Origin of the sequence: Mycolicibacterium gadium (assembly GCF_010728925.1) — a bacterium.
In the GTDB taxonomy this organism is placed as follows: domain Bacteria; phylum Actinomycetota; class Actinomycetes; order Mycobacteriales; family Mycobacteriaceae; genus Mycobacterium; species Mycobacterium gadium.
In genome coordinates, this window is the sequence record NZ_AP022608.1 from 1169621 (window position 1) to 1190265 (window position 20645).

The 20645-nt window shown below is 66.3% G+C and carries 19 protein-coding genes; 7 read left to right on the forward strand and 12 right to left on the reverse strand.

Annotated features, from left to right (window positions below; genetic code table 11):
- Positions 1-14 precede the first annotated feature (14 nt).
- From G6N36_RS05690 to G6N36_RS05700, 3 genes are read left to right on the forward strand one after another with little or no spacing between them, the layout of a single operon-like run.
- The gene (locus G6N36_RS05690) at positions 15-770 is read left to right on the forward strand and encodes a ferritin-like domain-containing protein (RefSeq protein ID WP_163685608.1); all 756 of its coding nucleotides are present in this window, start codon (positions 15-17) and stop codon (positions 768-770) included.
- Positions 761-1804 carry a TIGR03617 family F420-dependent LLM class oxidoreductase gene (locus G6N36_RS05695; RefSeq protein ID WP_163685609.1) on the forward strand — a complete coding sequence of 348 codons (1044 nt, stop codon included), beginning with the start codon at positions 761-763 and terminating at the stop codon, positions 1802-1804. The genes G6N36_RS05690 and G6N36_RS05695 overlap by 10 nt, the downstream gene beginning before the upstream one ends.
- A gap of 5 nt (positions 1805-1809) precedes the next feature.
- A complete protein-coding gene (locus tag G6N36_RS05700) occupies positions 1810-2016 on the forward strand; it encodes an RNA-binding S4 domain-containing protein (protein ID WP_179964904.1) in 207 nt (68 codons plus the stop codon).
- Here the strand turns inward: G6N36_RS05700 and ileS are convergent.
- Together ileS and G6N36_RS05710 are read right to left on the reverse strand one after the other, a co-directional pair.
- Entirely contained in the window at positions 2009-5149 is a 3141-nt protein-coding gene (ileS, locus tag G6N36_RS05705; protein WP_163685611.1) for an isoleucine--tRNA ligase, read from the reverse strand. The two genes, G6N36_RS05700 and ileS, sit on opposite strands and share 8 nt — an antisense overlap.
- A gap of 252 nt (positions 5150-5401) precedes the next feature.
- The gene (locus G6N36_RS05710) at positions 5402-5974 is read right to left on the reverse strand and encodes a condensation domain-containing protein (RefSeq protein ID WP_308205917.1); all 573 of its coding nucleotides are present in this window, start codon (positions 5972-5974) and stop codon (positions 5402-5404) included.
- Between the two features lie 218 nt (positions 5975-6192).
- On the opposite strand from G6N36_RS05710, the gene G6N36_RS05715 reads away from it, so the two are divergent.
- Positions 6193-6576, forward strand: coding sequence for an XRE family transcriptional regulator (locus tag G6N36_RS05715; RefSeq protein ID WP_163685613.1), 384 nt, complete (start codon positions 6193-6195; stop codon positions 6574-6576).
- 41 nt (positions 6577-6617) lie between these two features.
- A complete protein-coding gene (locus G6N36_RS05720) occupies positions 6618-7355 on the forward strand; it encodes a hypothetical protein (protein ID WP_163685614.1) in 738 nt (245 codons plus the stop codon).
- A gap of 21 nt (positions 7356-7376) precedes the next feature.
- Here the strand turns inward: G6N36_RS05720 and G6N36_RS05725 are convergent, their stop codons facing one another.
- The 5 genes from G6N36_RS05725 to mutA form a co-directional block, all read right to left on the reverse strand.
- Positions 7377-8369: an IS481 family transposase gene (locus G6N36_RS05725; protein ID WP_163685615.1), complete on the reverse strand. Its 993-nt coding sequence runs from the start codon at positions 8367-8369 to the stop codon at positions 7377-7379.
- A 125-nt stretch (positions 8370-8494) separates the two neighbouring features.
- Positions 8495-9766, reverse strand: a complete 1272-nt coding sequence (gene lipL / locus G6N36_RS05730; RefSeq protein ID WP_163685616.1) for an esterase/beta-lactamase LipL — start codon at positions 9764-9766, stop codon at positions 8495-8497.
- Between the two features lie 59 nt (positions 9767-9825).
- Positions 9826-10803 (reverse strand): methylmalonyl Co-A mutase-associated GTPase MeaB, encoded by a 978-nt coding sequence (meaB, locus tag G6N36_RS05735; RefSeq protein ID WP_163685617.1) that lies wholly within the window; start codon positions 10801-10803, stop codon positions 9826-9828.
- 10 nt (positions 10804-10813) lie between these two features.
- Positions 10814-13108 (reverse strand): methylmalonyl-CoA mutase, encoded by a 2295-nt coding sequence (scpA, locus tag G6N36_RS05740; protein ID WP_163685618.1) that lies wholly within the window; start codon positions 13106-13108, stop codon positions 10814-10816.
- Between the two features lie 2 nt (positions 13109-13110).
- Positions 13111-14961, reverse strand: coding sequence for a methylmalonyl-CoA mutase small subunit (gene mutA / locus G6N36_RS05745; RefSeq protein ID WP_163685619.1), 1851 nt, complete (start codon positions 14959-14961; stop codon positions 13111-13113).
- A gap of 152 nt (positions 14962-15113) precedes the next feature.
- Here mutA and G6N36_RS05750 point away from each other — a divergent pair, with 152 nt between their 5' ends.
- On the forward strand, positions 15114-15857 hold the full coding sequence (locus G6N36_RS05750) for a TVP38/TMEM64 family protein (protein ID WP_163685620.1): 744 nt from the start codon (positions 15114-15116) through the stop codon (positions 15855-15857).
- On the opposite strand, the gene G6N36_RS05755 is transcribed toward G6N36_RS05750, so the two are convergent.
- Entirely contained in the window at positions 15845-17062 is a 1218-nt protein-coding gene (locus tag G6N36_RS05755; RefSeq protein ID WP_163685621.1) for an SPFH domain-containing protein, read from the reverse strand. The genes G6N36_RS05750 and G6N36_RS05755 overlap by 13 nt on opposite strands.
- A 32-nt stretch (positions 17063-17094) precedes the next feature.
- A complete protein-coding gene (locus tag G6N36_RS05760) occupies positions 17095-17526 on the reverse strand; it encodes an NfeD family protein (RefSeq protein ID WP_163685622.1) in 432 nt (143 codons plus the stop codon).
- Positions 17527-17585: 59 nt separating this feature from the next.
- Between G6N36_RS05760 and G6N36_RS05765 the strand changes: the two genes are divergently transcribed.
- Entirely contained in the window at positions 17586-18446 is an 861-nt protein-coding gene (locus G6N36_RS05765) for an Rv1486c family protein (protein ID WP_163685623.1), read from the forward strand.
- A gap of 11 nt (positions 18447-18457) precedes the next feature.
- On the opposite strand, the gene G6N36_RS05770 is transcribed toward G6N36_RS05765, so the two are convergent.
- From G6N36_RS05770 to inhA, 3 genes are all read right to left on the reverse strand, one after another.
- On the reverse strand, positions 18458-18718 hold the full coding sequence (locus G6N36_RS05770; RefSeq protein WP_163685624.1) for a hypothetical protein: 261 nt from the start codon (positions 18716-18718) through the stop codon (positions 18458-18460).
- Positions 18719-18817: 99 nt separating this feature from the next.
- Positions 18818-19819: a ferrochelatase gene (locus G6N36_RS05775; protein ID WP_163685625.1), complete on the reverse strand. Its 1002-nt coding sequence runs from the start codon at positions 19817-19819 to the stop codon at positions 18818-18820.
- Between the two features lie 3 nt (positions 19820-19822).
- Positions 19823-20629: an NADH-dependent enoyl-ACP reductase InhA gene (inhA, locus tag G6N36_RS05780; RefSeq protein WP_163685626.1), complete on the reverse strand. Its 807-nt coding sequence runs from the start codon at positions 20627-20629 to the stop codon at positions 19823-19825.
- Between the last annotated feature and the right edge of the window lie 16 nt (positions 20630-20645).

Here is a 20645-nt window from a genome sequence, read left to right on the forward strand (position 1 = left end):
TTAGCCTGACGTCCATGGCGCAACGTGTCGGTCAGCGGAGCGGCTTCGGCCGGTGGGTCGACCACTTCGAAGCCAACGAAGACGTGCACCGCCGGGTGGACGCCGCGATCGACTTCGACGCCGACTGCACCGTGCCCGAGGCCGTGCGTCGGCCGCTGATCGCCTCGGTACGCCGATTCCAGCTGGGCGAGAGCGGCGACGGCCGGCAGCTCATCCGCAACGCCGAGCGAGCGGGCGACTCCGAATACGTGTGTGCGATAAATCTTTTCGTCGCCGAAGAGCAGCAACACGCCGCGCTGCTATTGCGGCTGCTCGGACACCTCGGTGGCGCCCCGATGAGCAGACACTGGTCAGACGCGATCTTCGTCCGCTTACGCCGTCTGCTGGGCCTGCGCACCGAGTTGATGGTGCTGACCGTCGCCGAGGTCGTCGCCCTGTCCTATTACGGGGGCCTGGCTGCGGCGGGTCCGGATCCGGTGACGCGCGCCGTCGCCGCGCGGATCGTCGACGACGAGAACGCCCACGTGCGGTTTCAGCGCGACCGCCTGCGTGCCGGTTTCGCGGGTTCGCGGGCATGGATGCGCGCACTCGCCCTGGGCCTGTGGTGGGTGGTCGCAATCGGTGCGACGGTGGTCGTCGCGGTAGATCACCGGGACGTGCTCGACGCGATCGGCTATCGACGCACCAAGTTCATCCGCGACGTCCTTGCCGATTTCTCGGGCCTGGCGGCGGCCGTCATGTTCGACCGAAAGTCCTTGACGTGGACGTGATCACATCGCTCCCAGCGAGCGCCGAGCTGAGCGAAGTGGCCGACGAGGCGCAACGCATCGAGGAGATGGGCTTCGACGCCGTCCACGTTTCCGAGACCGTTCGCGATCCATTCGCCGTCTGCACCCTCGCGCTGGAGCACACCACGACGCTGGTGGTCCGGACCAGCATGGTGGTCGCTTTCGCCCGCAGCCCGATGGTCACCGCCTACGCGGCGTGGGAACTGGCCCGCTACTCCGGTGGTCGCTTCGAGCTCGGCGTCGCCACGCAGGTGAGGGGCAACATTGTCGGACGGTTTTCGATGCCGTGGACCGACCCCGCCGCGCAGCTGCGTGACTACGTCGCATCCTTGCGCGCGATTTTCGCCGCCTTCGCGAACGGCCAGGGCGTGGACCACCACGGCAGCCACTACACATTTTCCCGGCTGCAGCCCTACTTCAATCCGGGTCCCATCGAGACGGCTCCCCCGCCGATCTGGACCGGCGGCGTCAACCGCAGGATGTGCCAGCTCGCCGGCGCCGTCGCCGACGGCTTCGTCGCGCACCCCACCAGCTCGCACCCGGCGGTGCTGCGCGAGTACGTCCTGCCCGCGCTCGCCGACGGTGCGGCGAAGGAGGGGCGTACCGACGGCGGACCACGGCTGGTCGTCGTGCCGCGGGTCATCTCGGGACGTGACGACGCGGCGGTCGCCGCCGTGCGTGACGAGCTGCGGACCGAACTCGCCTTCCTGTACTCCACGCCGGCATATCAGCGCACACTCGAGCTGTTCGGACTGAGCGACGTCGCTGCCCGCCTCAGCGAGCACGCCCGTCGCAAGGAATGGTCGGCGCTCGCCGACGTACTCACCGATGACGTTGTGAGTCAACTCGTTCCGCAGGGGACCTACGAGGAGCTGCCCGGTGTTCTCGCGTCCTGGTACGCCGGGGTGTGCGACGGGATCTCGCTTGACGTGCCGGCTGATCCGGCCGATGACGACGAGTTCACCTCGATGCTTGGTCGCGTCAAGGCGATCCCGTCCCGGGTCTCGCCGGTGTGACCGACGTGGACGAGGTGCCGATTCGCGACGAGACGATCCGCTTGGGTCAGTTCCTGAAACTGGCGGGGCTGATCGACAGCGGAGCGGACGCGAAGGCGGTCATCGCCGACGGGCTGGTCATCGTCAACGACACTGTCGAGCGCCGCAGGGGCCGACAGCTGCGGTCGGGTGACACCGTGGAGTTCGACGGCCGTCGCGCCCGGGTCAGTTGACCTTCGCGATCTCCACCCGGACACCGTCACCGATCTCGCTACCGTCCGTGAGGTCACCGAATTCGAAGCTGGTGGCCAGGATTTCACGCGCGATGAGCTCGCTGTGTGTGTGCGCCCAGCTCTGGTGGGCGGCCGGCACCGACATGACCACCGAGATGCGGTCGGACACGTCGAGCCCCGTCGACTTTCGCAGTTCCTGCAGTTCGCGGATGCGGTCCTTGGCCCAACCCTCGGCCTCGAGCTCTTCGGTGACGGTGCCGTCCAGCACCACCAACCCTGCGCCATCGGGCAACGCGGCGGTGTATCCGGGGTCGGCCGCCACCAGCCGCGAGCTGTACTCCTCGGGGAGAAGGACCGCGGGCCCAGCATTCAGGGTGCCATCGGCATTCGCGACGGCTTCGCCGGCCTTGACTGCCTTGATGGCGGCCTGAACGTCACGGCCTAGCCGGGGTCCGGCCACCTTCGCGTTGACGGTCAGCTCGAATCGACCGTAGGTGGCGATGTCGTCGGTGAGCTCGACCTCCTTGACGTTGAGCTCATCGGCGATGAGGTCGCGGAACGCCTCGAGCCGCTGCGGATCGTCGGAGCCTTTCAAGGCCACGGTGAGTTTCGGCAGCGGCAGCCGCACTCGCAGCTTCTTGGCCTTGCGCAGCGACGAGCCGGCCGAGGCGACCACGCGAACGAGGTCCATGTCGGCCACCAGCTGGGGATCCTTGGGCAGCAGGTCGGCTTCCGGCCAGTCGGTTAGGTGCACCGAGCGCTCCCCGGTCACGCCGCGCCAGATCACCTCGGTGACGAGCGGCAGCAGCGGCGCGGCGAGCCTGCCGGTCACTTCCAGCACGGTGTGCAGCGTGTCGATGGCCTCGGGATCCTCTTCCCAGAACCGCGAACGCGACCGTCGGACATACCAGTTCGTCAACGCATCGGTGAATTGGCGCAACTGATCGCAGGCTCCCGAGATGTCGCAGACATCCATGGAATCGGTGAGGTCGTCGCGCAGCACGGCGAGCTTGGCCAGGATGTAGCGGTCCAACACGTTCGCCGAATCGGTCCGCCACGCGCCCTTCTTCGGCGCATAAAGCGTCAGGAAGGTGTAGGCGTTCCACAGTGGCAGCAGCACCTGCCGGACACCCTCGCGGATGCCCTGTTCGGTGACGATCAGGTTGCCGCCGCGCAGGATTGGCGACGCCATCAGGAACCAGCGCATGGCGTCGGAGCCGTCGCGGTCGAAAACCTCGGTGACGTCGGGGTAGTTGCGCAACGACTTGCTCATCTTCTGGCCGTCGTTGCCCAGCACGATGCCGTGCGCCACACACGTCTTGAACGCTGGACGGTCGAATAGCGCAGTGGCCAGTATGTGCATGGTGTAGAACCAGCCGCGAGTCTGGCCGATGTACTCGACGATGAAATCGCCGGGAAAATGAGTGTCGAACCAGTCGGCGTTCTCGAACGGGTAGTGCACCTGACCGTAGGGCATCGACCCCGAGTCGAACCACACGTCGAATACGTCCTCGATGCGGCGCATCGTGGACTTTCCGGTCGGGTCATCGGGATTCGGGCGGGTGAGCTCGTCGATATACGGTCGGTGCAGGTTGTCCGGACGTACGCCGAAGTCGCGCTCGAGATCGTCGAGACTGCCGTACACGTCCAGACGCGGGTACGCCGGATCGTCGGACTTCCACACCGGAATCGGGCTGCCCCAGTATCGGTTTCGCGAGATCGACCAGTCGCGGGCACCCTGCAGCCACTTTCCGAACTGGCCGTCCTTGACGTGCTCGGGGTACCAGGTGATCTCTTGGTTCAGCTCGACCATGCGGTCGCGGAAGTCGGTCACCTTGATGAACCACGACGACACGGCGCGGTAGATCAACGGGTTCCGGCAGCGCCAACAGTGCGGATAAGAGTGGTCGTATGTCTCGTGGCGCAACAGCACCGCGCCGTTGACGCCCGCCGAGCGCGCCTGGTTCTTCAGATCGCGGATGATCTGCGGATTCGCGTCGAACACGTGCTGGCCGGCGTATTCGGGCACCGTGGCGTCGAACCTGCCCTTGGTGTCAACCGGTGTGACGGCGACGATGTCGGCCGCCTGTGCCGTCGCCATGTCGTCCTCGCCGTACGCCGGCGACATGTGGACGATGCCGGTGCCGTCCTCGGTGCTGACGAAGTCCGCAGGCAACACCTGAAAGGCGTTGCGCGCCCCCTCGCTGTCCATGAAGTACGGAAACGGCGGAAGGTACCGCGTGCCGAGCAGCTCGCGTCCGCTGTAGGTGGCCACCACCTCGGGCTCGTCTCCCAGCTCGCGGGCGTAGGCCGTCAGCCGCGCCTGTGCCAGCACGTAGCGGCGGCCATCGGGTGCTTGCACGCAGACGTAGGGGATGTCGGGGCCCACCGCGACCGCCTGGTTCGACGGCAGCGTCCAGGGCGTCGTGGTCCAGATCAGAAGGAAGGCACCGGCTAGCCCCTTGTCATCGCTGTCGACCACCTTGAATCCGACGGTCAGCGCCGGGTCCTGGCGCATTTGATAGACGTCGTCATCCATCCGCAGTTCATGGTTGGACAGCGGCGTCTCGTCGTTCCAGCAGTACGGCAGCACCCGGTTGCCCTCGTAGGCCAGGCCCTTGTCCCACAGCTGCTTGAACGCCCAGATCACCGATTCCATAAAGCCGAGATCCAGCGTTTTGTAGTCGTTGTCGAAGTCGACCCACCGGGCCTGACGGGTGACGTAGGCCTGCCATTCGTCGGTGTACTTGAGCACCGACGCGCGGCACGCTTCGTTGAACTTCTCGATGCCCATCTCTTCGATCTGCGCCTTGTCGGCGATGCCCAGCTGACGCTGCACCTCTAGTTCGGCGGGCAGGCCGTGAGTATCCCAGCCGAAGCGGCGATCCACTTTGTAGCCGCGCATGGTGCGGTAGCGCGGCACGATGTCCTTGACGTAGCCGGTCAGCAGGTGGCCGTAATGGGGAAGACCATTGGCGAACGGCGGACCGTCGTAGAACACATAATCCGGCGATCCGTCCCGGCGCGCGATGCTGGCACGGAACGTGTCGTCGGAGTTCCAGTAGTCCAGGACGTCGCTTTCCAGCGCCGGGAAATTGGGCGCTCCGGCGGCCGGCTTCGGATAGGCGGTCACGTGTCTCCTGTGCCTGATTGGCACGGGGACGACGTCGCGCGGTGCGCGAGCGCCGCGGTACCACCCCGCTTGCGTGCATCACCTTTCGACGATGTACGCCGCTCACTTAGGGCGATGACGGACCCACCCGTTCGGTTCTACTGAGCTGGAATCAGCCGTTCTTCCGAAGGCTCCCCGGTGATGGCCGGATCGACGCCGTTCTCGCCAAGTCTAATGACAAGCGCAAATCATATGCGCCGCACGAAGCGGCTCTCAGACGGCAGGCAGCGCGTCCGTGGTCATCTCGTAGAGCGCGCGGGGGAACTGCTCGGCGAGCTCTTCGATGGTGTACGGCTCGAAATAGCTCGTGTCATACCACCAGTCCACGTGAACCAGACCCTGGGTGCGGTACACCCTCAGCTCCAGCGCGTGGCCCAGCCCCGGAGGCGTCTCCTGCACCGGCACCGGCACCGAGCTCTCGGGCACCTGGCCCAAATAGTTGAAGTACACCTCCGACATCGCGTCGTCGGTGCGCTCCGATGCCGAGGCCAGGGCGTTGTGAACGCCGCGCAGGACGTCGGTGGCGCTGGCCTGTGCAGCCGTCACGCACATCACCGGGACCGCGTCCAGCAGGCTGCCACGTTCGCTGGCCACGTCGATGGGGACGATGCCCTCACCGAGTGTCCTGGCGATCGTGCGAGCGAGCGCCGCGAGGAGGAGTTCGTCGGTTGGCGCACCCAGCCAATCGGAGGCTCCGTCGAGTTCGGCGGTGAGTTCCTCGTTGTCGAGCGTCGACAGCCGCACCATGTCCGCGGCACGAGAAGCGTCCGGGACGTCATGATCCACCACGTGGATCGTTGCTAATGCAATTTCAGTAAAGGAGTTAGAGGCCTCTTTAGCCGTCATTCGCAACTGAGAAGCAACCATGGCCACAACGATAGCCCAAGTGTCCCAAATATGGGATAGGCCTCCCGAAACTGTGACGGCAGTGTCAATTAAGGCAAAGCTTTCCGGTTTGCGGTTCGCGCTGCCCATTTTATGAAGATTGCTTTATTGTAGGAAGGGTGCCACGCACCGACGAGAACGGCAGACAACTAAAAGCCCTGCTTGATTACCTACTTGACGGCGACGTTGACGCCAAAGACATTTACGACGCGCTCGGGATCTCGAGCAGCACGTACTATCGGCGCATCAAGGAAGCCGACTACCCGGACGCCGAGGAATTGCGCCGAGTGTCGGACAGATTCGGCGTCAGCTACCCAGACCTGCAGATCAGGTTCGGCCTGATGAGCGAACAAGAGGTGTGGAGCTACATCGAGTCCGCGCCGTTCGGCAGAACCGCTCTGCGGGAGGCTTTGGACACCCGGACGGCCATCCGAACCAGCGATCGAACCCGCGCACCAAAGCTCTCCGAGCTGAAACCGCGCAGTGACGCGCCCCCGCTATAGCTATACTTTGCTGAGTACACCGCGGCTCGAAAGCGACATGCATGGGTCTGACAACTCTTATTGCGATCACGCTTTGCTGTATCGCGTGGAGTTTGTGGATTCGCCGCGTTACATGGTCGTCCCGTTGGGAGTTCGCCGCAACGCTGAACATCGCTTTGCAGGGCGGCGCGGTACTGCTTATGTCACCGTGGGCGTCGGAAACCCTCGGCGCCTTTCTCTACTCGCTGACAGGTAAGTGGAACCTCGAGGACTACATCGGCCACGATCTGTACATCGTCGCCGCGTCGGCGGTCGTGTACAACGCGCTGGGCCGGCTGCAGCAGGATCACGAACTGCAGCGGTCGTTCAAGCAATACGTGGAATACCCCGCGACGCTGTGCATCCCCCTGCTGCTGGTGGCGTTCACCCTGGGCAACGGCGCGAAGATCTACAAGGCCGACTTCTTCCAGGTGCCGACGGACTTCTGGCTGAACATGTACTGGCTGCTTTTGTGCGGCACGCTCATCTACCTGCTGGGGTACGGCGCCCGGGCGCTGCTCGTCTTGCGCAAGGACCCGCGCTCACGCACGGTCGCCAACATCTACCTCGTGTCGTCGGCCGCCGGCATTGCCGCCTGCCTGGTCCGCCTGGCGACCGCGTTCATCCCCCAGCTGCAGGCGGTCAACGCCGGCACCGCGCTGACGTGGATATTCGCCTGCATGTGCGGCGCGGGTTTCGCGATCACTTCTGCGGAGTCCTGGCGCAAGAAGACCAGGTGGTTCTCGACCGCCGAGCGCTGAGGTCGTTTCGGGTCGGTAGCACTAGCTGTACTGCCCAGGCAGGTTGGTCAACCGGGTGATGGGTGGGACCTTGCCGATTGCCGAGTGTTGCCGGTGGTGATTGTAGGTATGTAGCCAGGCCGATAGGGCTGAGCGGCGGGTGCGTTCGTTGGGGTAGTGCCGGGCGAAGGCCCATTCGGCGGCCATGGTGCGGTGGAAGCGCTCTATTTTGCCGTTGGTCTGGGGACGGTAGGCGCGGGTGCGTTTGTGCGCGATGTGCAGGTCCGCGCAGGCGTCGCGCCATGCGTAGGACTTGTAGCAGGCTCCGTTGTCCGACAGCACCTGCTCGACATGGACGCCGCGGGTACCAAACCATCCCACCGCCCGGCGCAGCACCCCGATCGCGGTCTGAGCGGTTTCGTCGTCGTGGATCTCGGCGTAGGCGACCCGGGAATGATCATCGATCACCGTGTGCACGTAGGCATGCCCGAGGATCGGTTGGTAGCGGTGATTGCGCCGGACCTCAGAAGTCCCATGGCGATTGCGTTTGCCGCGTGCTCGACCGACGAACCGCCAACCCCCGCCGTCGGGGATGTTGCCCAGTTTCTTGACATCGACATGCAGCATCGCGCCGGGGTGGCCGTGCTCGTAGCGGCGGATCGGCTCGCCGGTACGGATATCGATGTGAGACAACCGGTTCAGCCGACACCGCACCAGCACCGCGTGCACGGTCGAAGCCGGCATCGACAGCCGCGAAGCGATCGCCATGGGTGAGAGACGATGCCGCCACCGCAACTCCACAATGCGGCGCACCACCGGCGCCGGTGTCCGATTGGGGCAGTGATGCGGCCGGCTGGATCGATCAGTCATCCCGGCAGCACCCATCGCCGCATAGCGCGATGCCCACCGCTGCGCGGTACGCCATGACACGTGGAAGTGCTCAGCGGCCCGCACGATGGGCCAGCCCTCCTCGACGACACGACGGGCCAGCATTAGACGCCCGCGAGGAGTCAAAACAGCATTAGCGTGGACCACGAAGGCCTCCTGATCGTTGCGGTGAAGTGGTAGCAGCTCCACTCCACGACGGGAGGCCTTCACCTATCAACGACCGCTACAGCGTGTCGTCACAATTCCTCAACCAACCTGCCTGGGCAGTACAACTAGCCCGCGACGGACCGGGTGACCTTCTTGTACGGCGCGCCGAGCGCGGGCATCGTCTCGTATCCACGTTTACGGGCGCGGGCGGCATCCCGGCGGATCAGCGTCTGCAGCCCCGCGAACGTCGCCTGATCGAGCACCATCCGTGTCAGCAGGCGGTTGTGCACGAACCCGAACGACATCCCCGTCTCCGGGTCCGCCCAACCCACCGATCCGGCCAGCCCCGCATGCCCGAAGCCCGGCATCACACCGGGGATCGGCACCGAGTGGTAACCGAGGTGGAACGACAGCGGCACCCAGATGTTGCGGTCCGGCGCGAAGCTCGGCTCGCCGGCAAGGCCCTCGGCACGCTCGCGCGACAGCAGTTGCGTGCCGTCGACACGGCCGCCGTTGGCGATGGCGGCGTACAACTTGGCCAGGGCGCGCGCGGTGGCCACGCCGTTCGCGGCAGGGATCTCGGCGTCCAGGAACGGTGTGTCCCCCTGGACGACGGCCTTCATACCCGGGAAGTACATCGATCCGAACACGCCGGAGACCCCCATGGCGGCGATCCGGGGCGCCACGAAGTTGAACACCGGATTGCTCAAAGTGCCCTGGGGCGCCAGGATTTGCGCGGCACGAGTCGGCGCGGTGGCCGGCGGCCGGCCCAGGTGCAGCCCGTCGGTGTTCAGGGGTTCGGCCAGTTCCTCACGGATCAGGTCCCGCATGCCCTTGCCGGTGATGGCGCGGCCGAGCCCCGACATCAGCCAGCCGTAGGTGAGCGCGTGATACGCCTGATGGCCGTACAGCAGCTTGTTCACCGGCGCGGCGGCGATCCGCCGCTCCATCGCGTGGTGGTCGAGCAGTTCGGCCTTGCTGACCCCGTTGAGATGCGACAAGCCCGCGCGGTGTCGCATGACGTCGCGCACCGTGATGTCGGCCTTGCCGTTCTGGCCGAACTCGGGCCAGTATTCGCTGACGGGCATGTCGTAGTCGATCAGGCCGCGGTCGGCGAGCCGATGGATCACCGTCGACGCCAGACCCTTGGTGACCGAGAAGACCATGGTGCCGGTGTCGGCTGTCCAGTACTCAGTGCCGCGTCGGTCCGAGTAGCCGGTCCACACATCGACCACGGGCTCGCCGTGCAAGTAGACGGAGAGGGCACCACCGCCGAATCGCTTACCGGGGAACAGCTTCGAGAAGGCCCGCAGAGTGCAAGCAAAGTTCGAATCCGCCGCGCCCTGAACCCTGTGCGGAAGCGCTGCGCTGCGCCCCGCGGATTTGACACCCGTCACAATGCATACAATTTACCTGTAGCCCCGGCAAATAAACCGGGTGTTACCGAAAAGTTAGGTTAGCGCACGTCAGACGCGTCCAGGATCTGTTGCGCAGCAAGCGCGGGCGTCAGCTCTCCATCGCGGACCTTGCGCTCGACTTCGGCCCGGATCTCCTTAACCGCGGGATGCGACAGCACACGGTCCAGCACGGCGTCGCGGACCATCGACCACGTCCACTCGACCTGCTGGGTGCGCCTGCGGGCCTCGAACTCACCGGCCGCGGTCAACACCTCGCGGTGCTTCAGCACCGTGTCCCACAGCTCGACCAGGCCGTCGCCGGTCAGTGCGCTCATGGTGAGAACCGGTGGGCGCCATAATGTTTCGCGTGGGTAGATCAGCCTGATCGCACCGGTCAGTTCGCGCGCGGCCGCCTTCGCCTCCAAGGCATGCTCGCCGTCGGCCTTGTTCACCACCACGATGTCGGCGAGCTCCAGCACGCCCTTCTTGATGCCCTGGAGCTGGTCGCCGGTGCGCGCCAAAGTCAGAAACACGAAGGTGTCCACCATGTTGGCGACGGTCACCTCCGACTGCCCGACACCCACCGTCTCCACCAGGATGACGTCGAACCCGGCGGCCTCGAGCAGCACGATCGTTTCGCGGGTGGCCCTGGCGACCCCGCCCAGCGTGCCGGACGTCGGCGAGGGGCGAATGTACGCGTCGGGGTGCACCGCCAATTTCGCCATACGGGTCTTGTCCCCGAGGATGGAGCCACCGGTCCGCGTCGACGACGGGTCGACCGCCAGCACCGCGACGCGGTGCCCCTGCTCGATCAGGTGCATACCGAGCGCTTCGATGGTCGTCGACTTGCCGACACCCGGCACGCCGGTGATCCCGACACGCATGGCATCACCGGACTCGGCCATCAGCTGAAGCAGCAATTGCTGCGCCTGCTCGCGGTGGTCGGTGCGGGTGGACTCGACGAGCGTGATGGCCTTCGGGAGCGCCGCTCGGTCGCGGTTTTTCACTGCAGTGGCCAGGTCCTGGATGGCGTTCATCTACTCAGGGCTATGACAACTCGTAGCCCAGCTGCTCGGCAAGCTTCTGCAGCAGGCCGATCGCGGCGTCAGCGATCACGGTGCCGGGCGGGAAGATCGCGGTCGCTCCCGCCGCGTACAACTCGTCGAAGTCGCCGGGCGGGATCACCCCGCCGACCACGATCATGATGTCCGGCCTCCCCGCCTGGGCGAGCGCCTCGCGCAGGGCGGGCACCAATGTCAGGTGGCCCGCCGCGAGCGACGACACCCCGACCACGTGCACGTCATTGTCGGCCGCCTGACGCGCGACCTCCTCCGGCGTGGAGAACAGGGAGCCGACATCCACGTCGAATCCGATGTCGGCGAACGCCGTCGCGATGACCTTCTGCCCACGGTCGTGGCCGTCCTGGCCCATCTTGGCGATCAGGATCCGTGGCCGACGACCGTCAGCCTCGGCGAACTTCTCCACGAATTCGGTTGCTTTGCCGATTCCAGTCACGTTGCCACTGCTCCCCACCTCGTCACGGTAGACGCCGGCGATGGTGCGGATCTCGGCAACGTGCCTGCCGTACACCTTCTCGAGCGCATCTGAGATCTCGCCGACCGTCGCGTGGGCGCGGGCTGCATTGACGGCCAGCGCCAGCAGGTTGTTGCCCAGGCCGTCCTCCCCTGCTGCCCCGGATTCACCTGCGGCCCTGGTCAATTCGGCCAGCGCGGCCTGAGTTGCCGCCTCGTCTCGCTCGGCGCGCAGCTTCTCCAGTTTCGCGATCTGCTCGGCGCGGACCCGACTGTTCTCGACCTTGAGGACTTCCACCTCCTGGTCCTCGTCGACCTGGTACTTGTTCACGCCGATCACCGTCTGGGCACCGGAGTCGATGCGGGCCTGCGTCCGGGCGGCCGCCTCTTCGATGCGCATCTTCGGGATGCCCTCGCTGATCGCCTGCGCCATTCCGCCGTGGGCGACGACCTCTCCGATGTGCATGCGCGCCGCGGTGGCGAGCTGGTGGGTCAGCCATTCGACGTAGTACGAACCACCCCACGGGTCGATCGGACGGGTCGTTCCGGACTCCTGCTGCAGCAGCAGTTGAGTGTTGCGCGCGATACGAGCCGAGAAGTCGGTCGGTAGCGCCAGCGCCTCGTCGAGCGCATTGGTGTGCAGGGACTGCGTGTGGCCTTGAGTGGCTGCCATCGCCTCGATACAGGTGCGCGCGACGTTGTTGAACGCGTCCTGCGCCGTCAGCGACCATCCCGAGGTCTGCGAATGCGTACGCAGGGACAGCGATTTCGGACTCTTCGGATTGAACTCGGCAACCAACTCGCTCCACAGCAGCCGACCGGCGCGCAGCTTGGCGACCTCCATGAAGAAGTTCATGCCGATGCCCCAGAAGAACGACAGCCGCGGTGCGAACTTGTCGATGTCCAGGCCGGCGTCCAGGCCCGCCTTGATGTACTCGACGCCGTCGGCCAGCGTGTAGGCGAGCTCGAGATCGGCTGTGGCACCCGCCTCTTGAATGTGGTACCCGGAGATCGAGATCGAGTTGAACTTCGGCATCTTCACACTCGTGTAGCCGAAGATGTCAGAGATCACCCGCATCGACGGCTTGGGCGGATAGATGTAGGTGTTGCGGACCATGAACTCTTTGAGGATGTCGTTCTGGATGGTCCCCGCCAGCTTCTCCGGGGGTACGCCCTGTTCCTCGGCGGCCACCACGTAGAGCGCGAGGATCGGCAGCACGGCACCGTTCATCGTCATCGACACCGAGACGGTGGACAGGTCGATGCCGTCGAACAGCTGTCGCATGTCGAGAATGGAATCGATTGCCACCCCGGCCATTCCGACGTCCCCCTGGACACGCGGATGATCGGAGTCGTAGCCGCGGTGGGTGGCCAGATCGAAGGCCACCGACAGCCCCTTCTGCCCGGCCGCGAGATTGCGCCGGTAGAACGCGTTCGACTCGGCAGCGGTCGAGAATCCCGCGTACTGCCGGATGGTCCACGGCTGGTTGACGTACATGGTCGGGTACGGGCCGCGGACGAACGGCGGCGCGCCGGGGAAGGTGTCCAGCGGATATCCGGCATCGACTACGGCGTCACGGTCGGCGGCGATGTAGAACGGCTTGACGTCGATGCCCTCGGGGGTGGCCCAGTCGAGCTGCTCGGCGGTGTAACCGTGCGCGGCGGCGGCCGCGGCGATGTGCTCGGCGACCGCGGCCTCCGTGGCAGGCTCGGCCGTTTTCGCCCCGTGCAGGGGTACGTCGGCGAAGTTGGTGATCGCGCCCGGTTCAACGCCGGGAACCGGCTGGCCGGCGACATTGGACATCGTCATGGTCACGCCCCCAATCGGGTGAGAAGTGCCGACAGCGCGGCGATCGCGTCGATCTTGGCGGTTAGGTATTCATCCGGCTTGTTGGCGGCTTCGGCGACCGCTTTTGCCGGACCGGCAAGGTAGATGTGCGAAACTCCGGCCCCGCGGGCGGCTTCCACCACGCCCGACGCCTCCTGCGCATAGCGGGCGTCGGTGCCGCAGATCACGGCGGCGACCGCTCCACCGGCATCGGAAACCGCTTGTGCGACACCCGCGGCGTCCAGCGGCCCAGGGTTGACGGCCTCGACACCGCCGGATGCCAGCAGATTCGCCGCGAACGTCGTGCGGATGTTGTGTTCGGACAGGGGGCCGATCGGCAGCAGCAACGCGGCGGGCCGCGAACCGTGCTCGGCGAGATAGGCGTCGGATCGATCCCGCAGTGCTTCGAAGCTCGCCGCGTAGCGTTGCACACCGGGAACCGGGTCGGACGGTGGCAACGGCATCTCCGAGAGGTTTGGATACTCGTTGACACCGGTGATCGCCGTACGACGGTGCGCGATGTCGTCGCGGCGTTTCTCGCTCACCTCCGCGATCTGTGCGGCCAGATAATCGACCGAGGCAGTGAAACCGCCGCGGGATTCGATGTCGCGGAAGTGCTTCCACGCCTCCTCGGCGAGCGCGCGGGTGAGATCTTCGACGAACCACGACCCGCCGGCGGGGTCCAGAACACGCCCGATATGCGACTCCTCCAACAGCAACAGCTGGGTGTTGCGGGCCATCCGCCGCGCGAAACTTGCTGCGGTGCCGGGCCATCCACCGGGGATGGCGCTATCGAAGGCATGGACCCGGACAGTGTCGGCTCCCCCGACGCCTGCCGCGAAGGCGGCGACTGTCGTGCGCAACATGTTCACCCACGGATCACGTTGAGCCATCATCGGTTGCGAGGTCACTGCGTGCACGGTCGCCGCGCCGGCGTCGGCCGCGCCGACCACCTCGGCCACCCGGGCCCACAGCTGTCGTGCGGCACGCAGTTTGGCGATCGTCATGAACTGGTCATCGTCGGCGGCGAACCTGAAACTGATCTGGCGCAACGCATCCGGCGCCGAGACTCCGCTCTGGACCAGCAGACGCAGATAGGTGACCCCCGCGGCGATGGCGCCCGTGAGTTCCCACGAAGCGCTGGCACCGAGATCGTGGAATGCCGGACCGTCGATCGTGATGGCCCGGACGCCCCCGCCGTAGGCGATCGTCTTCTCGACGGTGGCAACCACCTCGTCGGTTGACGGCGCCGCACGGCCGCTGAGTGCCGCGGTCAGCGGGTCGGCACCGAGATCGACCGAAAGTCGCGCTCGCCGTTCGTCATCCAGATCGGTCACCAATGCCAGCACCGCATCCGCGGCGGCGGTGAAGTCGGTGCCCGCGTCCAGCACCACGGGAACGAGTTCGAGAAATACGCCCTCGAGGAGCCGGTCGAGCTCATCGGCGCTCACGCCGGTGGGCCCGACATCGAGGATGAGTGCGCTGGTGCCCTCGGTGAGCGCGGCCAGCACCGCGCCGTTTCCGTCGACGACCGAGACCTGGCCCGGCACCGGAAACGCCTCGGCGACCTTCCAACCGGATTTGACGTCACGTAGACCATCGGACCCGCGAATGAAGGGCCAGCTGCCGGGCAGCGGCGCCTCGGGCTGGGAGTCGAGAATCGTGTACAGCGGCCGAATCGAAAAGCCTTCGTAGGTCGGTGAGTCGAGGAGTTGCTCAGGCGCCTCGCCGAGGTCGGCAGGATCGCGGCGGCTGCTCTTGGCAAGCACTCCGGCCACCGCGGCGCGCCATTGCTCGCGATCCGATTCAGACCCCGCAGATGTATCTACCGACACCGGCTTCTCCTGTTGTCGCGACGTGTGACCTCTGTGTCTAACACGACCGCTCACCAGGCTAAATGATCCCGGTCACGCGGTTGACCACCGGTCGGCGGACTCACGGCGTGCTGACCGGTGGCCGCAGGCCATGCAAAGTAGGCTTGGCGGACGTGAATACCGTCGTCAGCACCCTGCGCGCGCTGCGCGCCTCGGTGGTCGCCACGGCGGCCGCGGTGCCGCGGCGACGGGTGTTCGCGATCCTGACCGCGATTGTGATTCTTGTCGCAGTCGCGCTGCTGGTCCCTATGCCGAGCGCCCTTCAGCTGAGAGATTGGGCCAACTCCGTCGGCCCCTGGTTCCCGCTGGCGTTTCTGGGCGCGCACATCGTGGTGACGGTCTTTCCGTTCCCGCGTACGGCGTTCACGCTGGCCGCCGGCCTGTTGTTCGGACCGGTCCTCGGTATCCCGCTCGCGGTGTCGGCGGCTACCGTCAGCGCAGTCATCGCGCTGCTGCTGGTGCGCGCGGCCGGCTGGCAACTCAACAGGCTGGTGCCCCATCCGAAGGTCGACGCGCTGGACGCCCGGTTGCGGGAACGCGGGTGGCCTGCCGTCGTGTCGATGCGGCTGATCCCCGCGGTGCCGTTCTCGGTGCTGAACTATGCGGCGGGGGCGTCGGGGGTTCGGGCCCTCCCTTACGCCTTCGCCACGCTGGCCGGGCTGATACCGGGCACCGCGGCCGTGGTGATCCTCGGTGACGCGCTCACCGGCAGCGTCAACCCACTACTGGTCCTGATCTCGTTCTGCACCGCATGCGTCGGTGTGGCCGGGCTCGCCTACGAGGTCCGCGCGCACCGCCGCGATCGCACTCACGATCAGACCACCCGCCCTCAGACCGAGGTCTCCTACCGGGAGTGAGCGCCGCCGCCGGGGCCCTGCGTCGACACGTTGTATTGCGAGGGCGGTTGCTGCTGCTGCGACAGCGGCGGGTATTGCGGCGGCGGATCGATCGCCCCGGCGACCGGCTTGCGCGCCTCGGCTTCGGCCTTCGCAACGGCCTGCGCGATCTCCGGATCGGTCTGGGTGTTGAACCAGGCGGCCACCTCGGCGGAATCGTCCTCAGGTGCAGGCAGATCCTCCTCGACCGGAGACGGCGTGTAACGGAACACCCCGTCGGAGCCGGGTGCGCCCAGCATCTTCGTGAAGCCCTCCAGCGCCGAGCCGAAGTCGCTAGGAACCAGCCAGACCTTGTTGGCTTCACCCTTGGCCATCTGCGGCAGGGTCTGCAGGTACTGGTAGGCGAGCATCTCCGGGGTCGGACGTCCGCGCTTGATCGCCGCGAACGTCTTCTCGATGGCCTTGGCCTGGCCTTGCGCCTGCAGATACGACGCGGCACGTTCACCCTGGGCACGCAGCATCCGGGACTGCCGGTCGGCCTCGGCGGCCAGGATGGCGGCCTGCTTGGCACCCTCGGCCGCCAGGATCTGGGCCTGTTTCTGACCCTCGGCCTGCTTGATCGACGCTTCGCGGTTGCCCTCTGCGGTCAGGATCATCGCGCGCTTCTCGCGGTCGGCGCGCATCTGCTTTTCCATCGAGTCCTGGATCGATGGCGGCGGATCGATGCTGCGCAGCTCGACACGCGCGACACGCAGCCCCCATCGACCGGTGGCTTCGTCGAGCACGCCGCGCAGCTGGCCGTTGATCGAGTCGCGGGAGGTGAGCGTCTGCTCGAGCGTCATCCCACCGACGACGTTGCGCAGGGTGGTGGTGGTCAGCTGCTCGACGCCGACGATGTAGTTGCTGATCTGGTAGACGGCGGCTTGTGGATTGGTGACCTGAAAGTAGACGACGGTGTCGATGTTCACCGTCAGGTTGTCCTCGGTGATCACCGGCTGGGGCGGGAAAGACACCACTCGCTCACGCAGGTCCACGCGCGCGCGGATCCTGTCGATGAACGGCAGCAGCAGCGTCAGCTGTCCCGACACTGTCTTGCTGTAGCGGCCGAGCCGCTCGATGACCGCGGCCTCTGCCTGCGGGATCAATGCGATGGACTTGGCGACGATGATGGCGGCGAACACCACCAGCACAGCCACCAGAATCAGGCCGGCGACGGCACCATCCATGAAAAATTCCTTCCCTAGTTGTCCAGTGTTCTCTAGACGACTTTCTGGACGACGGCGGTAGCGCCGTCGATTTCGACGACAGTCACGTGGTCGCCGGGTTCGTAGACCTCGTTCTCGTTCAGCGGGCGCGCCGTCCAGATCTCGCCGTCGAGCTTCACCTGTCCCTCGTGGCGGCCGACCCGGTCGAGCACCAGCGCGCTCTTGCCCTCCAATGCCTTCGCGGGCTCGGGCAGCCCCTTGCCCGAATTGAAGTGCCTGCGCAGCGCAGGCCGTACCAGCACCAGGAGCAGCACGGATACGACCGCGAACACCGCGCCGTGGACCCACAGGTCGTCGAAGATGAGGCTGGATCCCGCGGCTGCGAGCGCGCCGCCGCCGAGCATGAGCAGGAACAGGTCGCCGGTCAGCGCCTCGGCCCCGGCGAGGGCCAGCGCGGCGATTAGCCAGATCAACGCAGCAGGCATACAGCCAGCCTAGCGCGTAGCCGACCCGATGAGCGGCTAACAACTACACTGCGGGAATCATGTGGTGTCCCAGTGTTTCGTTGTCGGTGTGGGCGAATGCGTGGCTTGCCGGAGCCGCTGCGCCCGACGATGTCCTGGATGCGCTATCTCAATGGGCGCCAAGACATTCCGTCACCGCCTATGACTCGGTGGCGGCCGGGCGTACCGGCCTGCCCTGGCCGGATCTGACCGACGCGGGCGCGGTCTCACTGTTGCAGACGCTGCGCACCTCGGTGGGCCGAACCAGCGGAACACCGGCGCTGGGTGTTGCCCTGCCGGTCCCCGGCGATGTCCGCGGACTCCCTGCGGGCACGCAATTTCAGCGCGACGCCGTGGCCGCGGGCGAGGCGCTCATCGTGGCGGGTGACCCAGCCCAGGCCATCGGCCTCGTGCCCGACTTCGAATACCCCGATGTCGCCGAAGACGAAGACCAACCCGATCTCGAAGCCGATCCGTCTGCGCTGTCGTGGACGGTGTATTCGGTGCCCGGTGCGGTGCCCCTCGAGGGGAGCGACCTCGGCGAGGCGGAATACACCATGCGCTCCGCGGTCCGCTCCGCAGCCGACGCACTCGGCGCACTGCACGCCGAAGCGGCGGGCGCCGAGATCGAGGACCCGCGCAGTCTCGTTGAGCAGGTCGTGGAATCTGAACGGCGGCACAGTATTCCGGATCATGCACCCACTCGGGCGCTGCGGGTGCTGGAGAACGCGGCATATATCGACGCGATCATCACCGTGAGCTCAGGCTTGATCCCGATCGGGCTCAACAGCTCCGCGGACGTGCAGACGGCCAGCGCAGCGCTGCGACCGCTGAACGGCGTCGTGCGGTCGGCACGCTTGGCTGCCGTCAGCGCGATACTGCACGCCGCCTGGCAACGCTGAGCGCGCCGCACTCACCACCGCCACGGCCACCAGTGCCGGGGGTAGCCGTACCCGAACACCGGACCGCGGTAACCGTCGAATCCGCGGCCGTAACCGGGTCCGCCGTATCCATGTCCGCCGTATCCGTGGCCACCGTGGCCGTAGGCGGCCGGAATCGTCACGGCGGGCGAGGCGGACGCCGGTGCCGCCGCGGCGACGGGGGCGGCCGCGATGGTCAACGCCGCAGCGCCCGCGACGACACCGGCCACCATTCGTGTGCACACTGATCGCATCGCGAAACTCCTTCGAGCATCTATGTTTCTCTTGCTCTTCCAGGGTTGCGCGCCGACCGTCCCGTGTCCTTGCGGGAGACACCCAATACTGGACTCCGGCTACCTGCTAACGCACTGAGGTGTGCAAACCACCCCGTCAATCGAGAAGCCCTGTAGCGGCGGGGATTCCGGATCCGGCACCCGAACGGGATCGCGGTCGTTGCGCAGTTCGTCGAGGAGATCGGCCACCACATGCGCGAGGTGCGCGTTCGGCGTCGAAGCCCTGGCGAACGCGATGCGCGAGTCTTGCGCCTGCAGCCTGAGTTCGTGGTCCAGATCCCACACCACCTCGATGTGATCCGCGACGAAGCCGATCGGGCATACGATCACCGCATCCGTCCCGGCCTCGACGAGCGCGGCGAGGTGATCGCCGATGTCGGGTTCCAGCCAGGGTACCTGTGGTGGCCCCGAGCGCGACTGCCAGACCTGGTCGTAGTCGTCGTATCCCGCCGCGGCCGCGACGAGCTTGGCGGCGTGCGCGACCTGTCGCGCGTAAAGGTCTGTGCCACAACGAGAACTGCTGGCCAGTGGAATGGAATGGGCGGTGAACACCAACCGCGCATGGTCGGGCACCGTCTGCGCAGCGGCGGTGATCGCGTCGCTGAACATCTTCACGAACAGCGGATGGTCGTAATACTGACGCAGTTTCACCAGCCGCGGCGCATTCACACCCGCGGCCTGCCTGGCCCTCGCGATGTCCTCGACGTACTGGGTGCAACCCGAGTAGCCGCCCCAGGCCGAGGTCGCGAAGACGGCGGCGTTGCGCACGCCGTCGGACGCCATCACCGCAACGGCGTCTTCGACGTAGGGCTCCCAGTTCCGGTTGCCGAAGTAGACCGGCAGGTCGATCAGACCGCGCAACTCGTCGATCAGTGCGCGGTTGATGCCGTTGATCGGTGACACGCCACCGAAATGCTGGTAGTGCTCGGCAACGGAAGCCAGCCGCTCGGGTGGTATCCCCCGGCCCCTGGTGACGTTCTCGAGGAACGGCATCACCTGGTCCGGCCCCTCCGGCCCACCGAACGACAGCAGCAGGACGGCGTCGAAACCCGAGTTGTCCATGCCTTACAGCAATTGTGTGCTGGCGCCGCCGTCGGCGTAGACGATCGTGCCGGTGGTCGCGGGCAGCCAGTCCGACAGCAGAGCGCAGACGGTCTTGGCGACGGGGGTCGGATCCTTCATGTTCCACCCGATGGGTGCGCGCTGGTCCCAGCCCTCCTCGAGCAGCTTCATCTGCGCACCGGCTTCCTCACCGAGCGCGCCGCCGACGATGGCGCTCATCGCCAGCGTGCGGATCGGGCCGGCGGCAACGAGATTGGAACGGACGCCGTGCGGGCCGGCCTCGCGTGCGACGAATCGGTTGACGGACTCCAGCGCGCTCTTGGCGACCGTCATCCAGTTGTAGGCGGGCATCGCGCGGGTCGGGTCGAAGTCCATGCCCACGATCGCGCCACCCGGATTCATGATCGGCAGCACCGCTTTCGCCAGCGACGCGTACGAGTAGGCGGAGATGTGAATGCCCTTGGCGACGTCCTCGTACGGCGCGTCGAAGAACGGGTTGATGCCCATGCCGGTCTGCGGCATGTAGCCGATCGAGTGCACGACGCCGTCGAGCTTGTTGCCGTCGCCGAGCGCCTCGGTCACCCGGTCGGCCAAGGTGTCCAGATGCTGCTCGTTCTGCACGTCGAGCTCGAGCAGCGGCGCCTTCGCCGGAAGTCGGTCGGCGATGCGCTGGATCAGCTTCATCCGGTCGAAGCCGGTGAGCACCAGCTCGGCGCCCGCCTCCTGGGCGACCTTGGCGATGTGGAACGCGATCGAAGAGTCGGTGATGATCCCCGTGACGAGGATTCGCTTGCCTTGCAGAAGTGTCATGTGAAGTCCTTTGTCT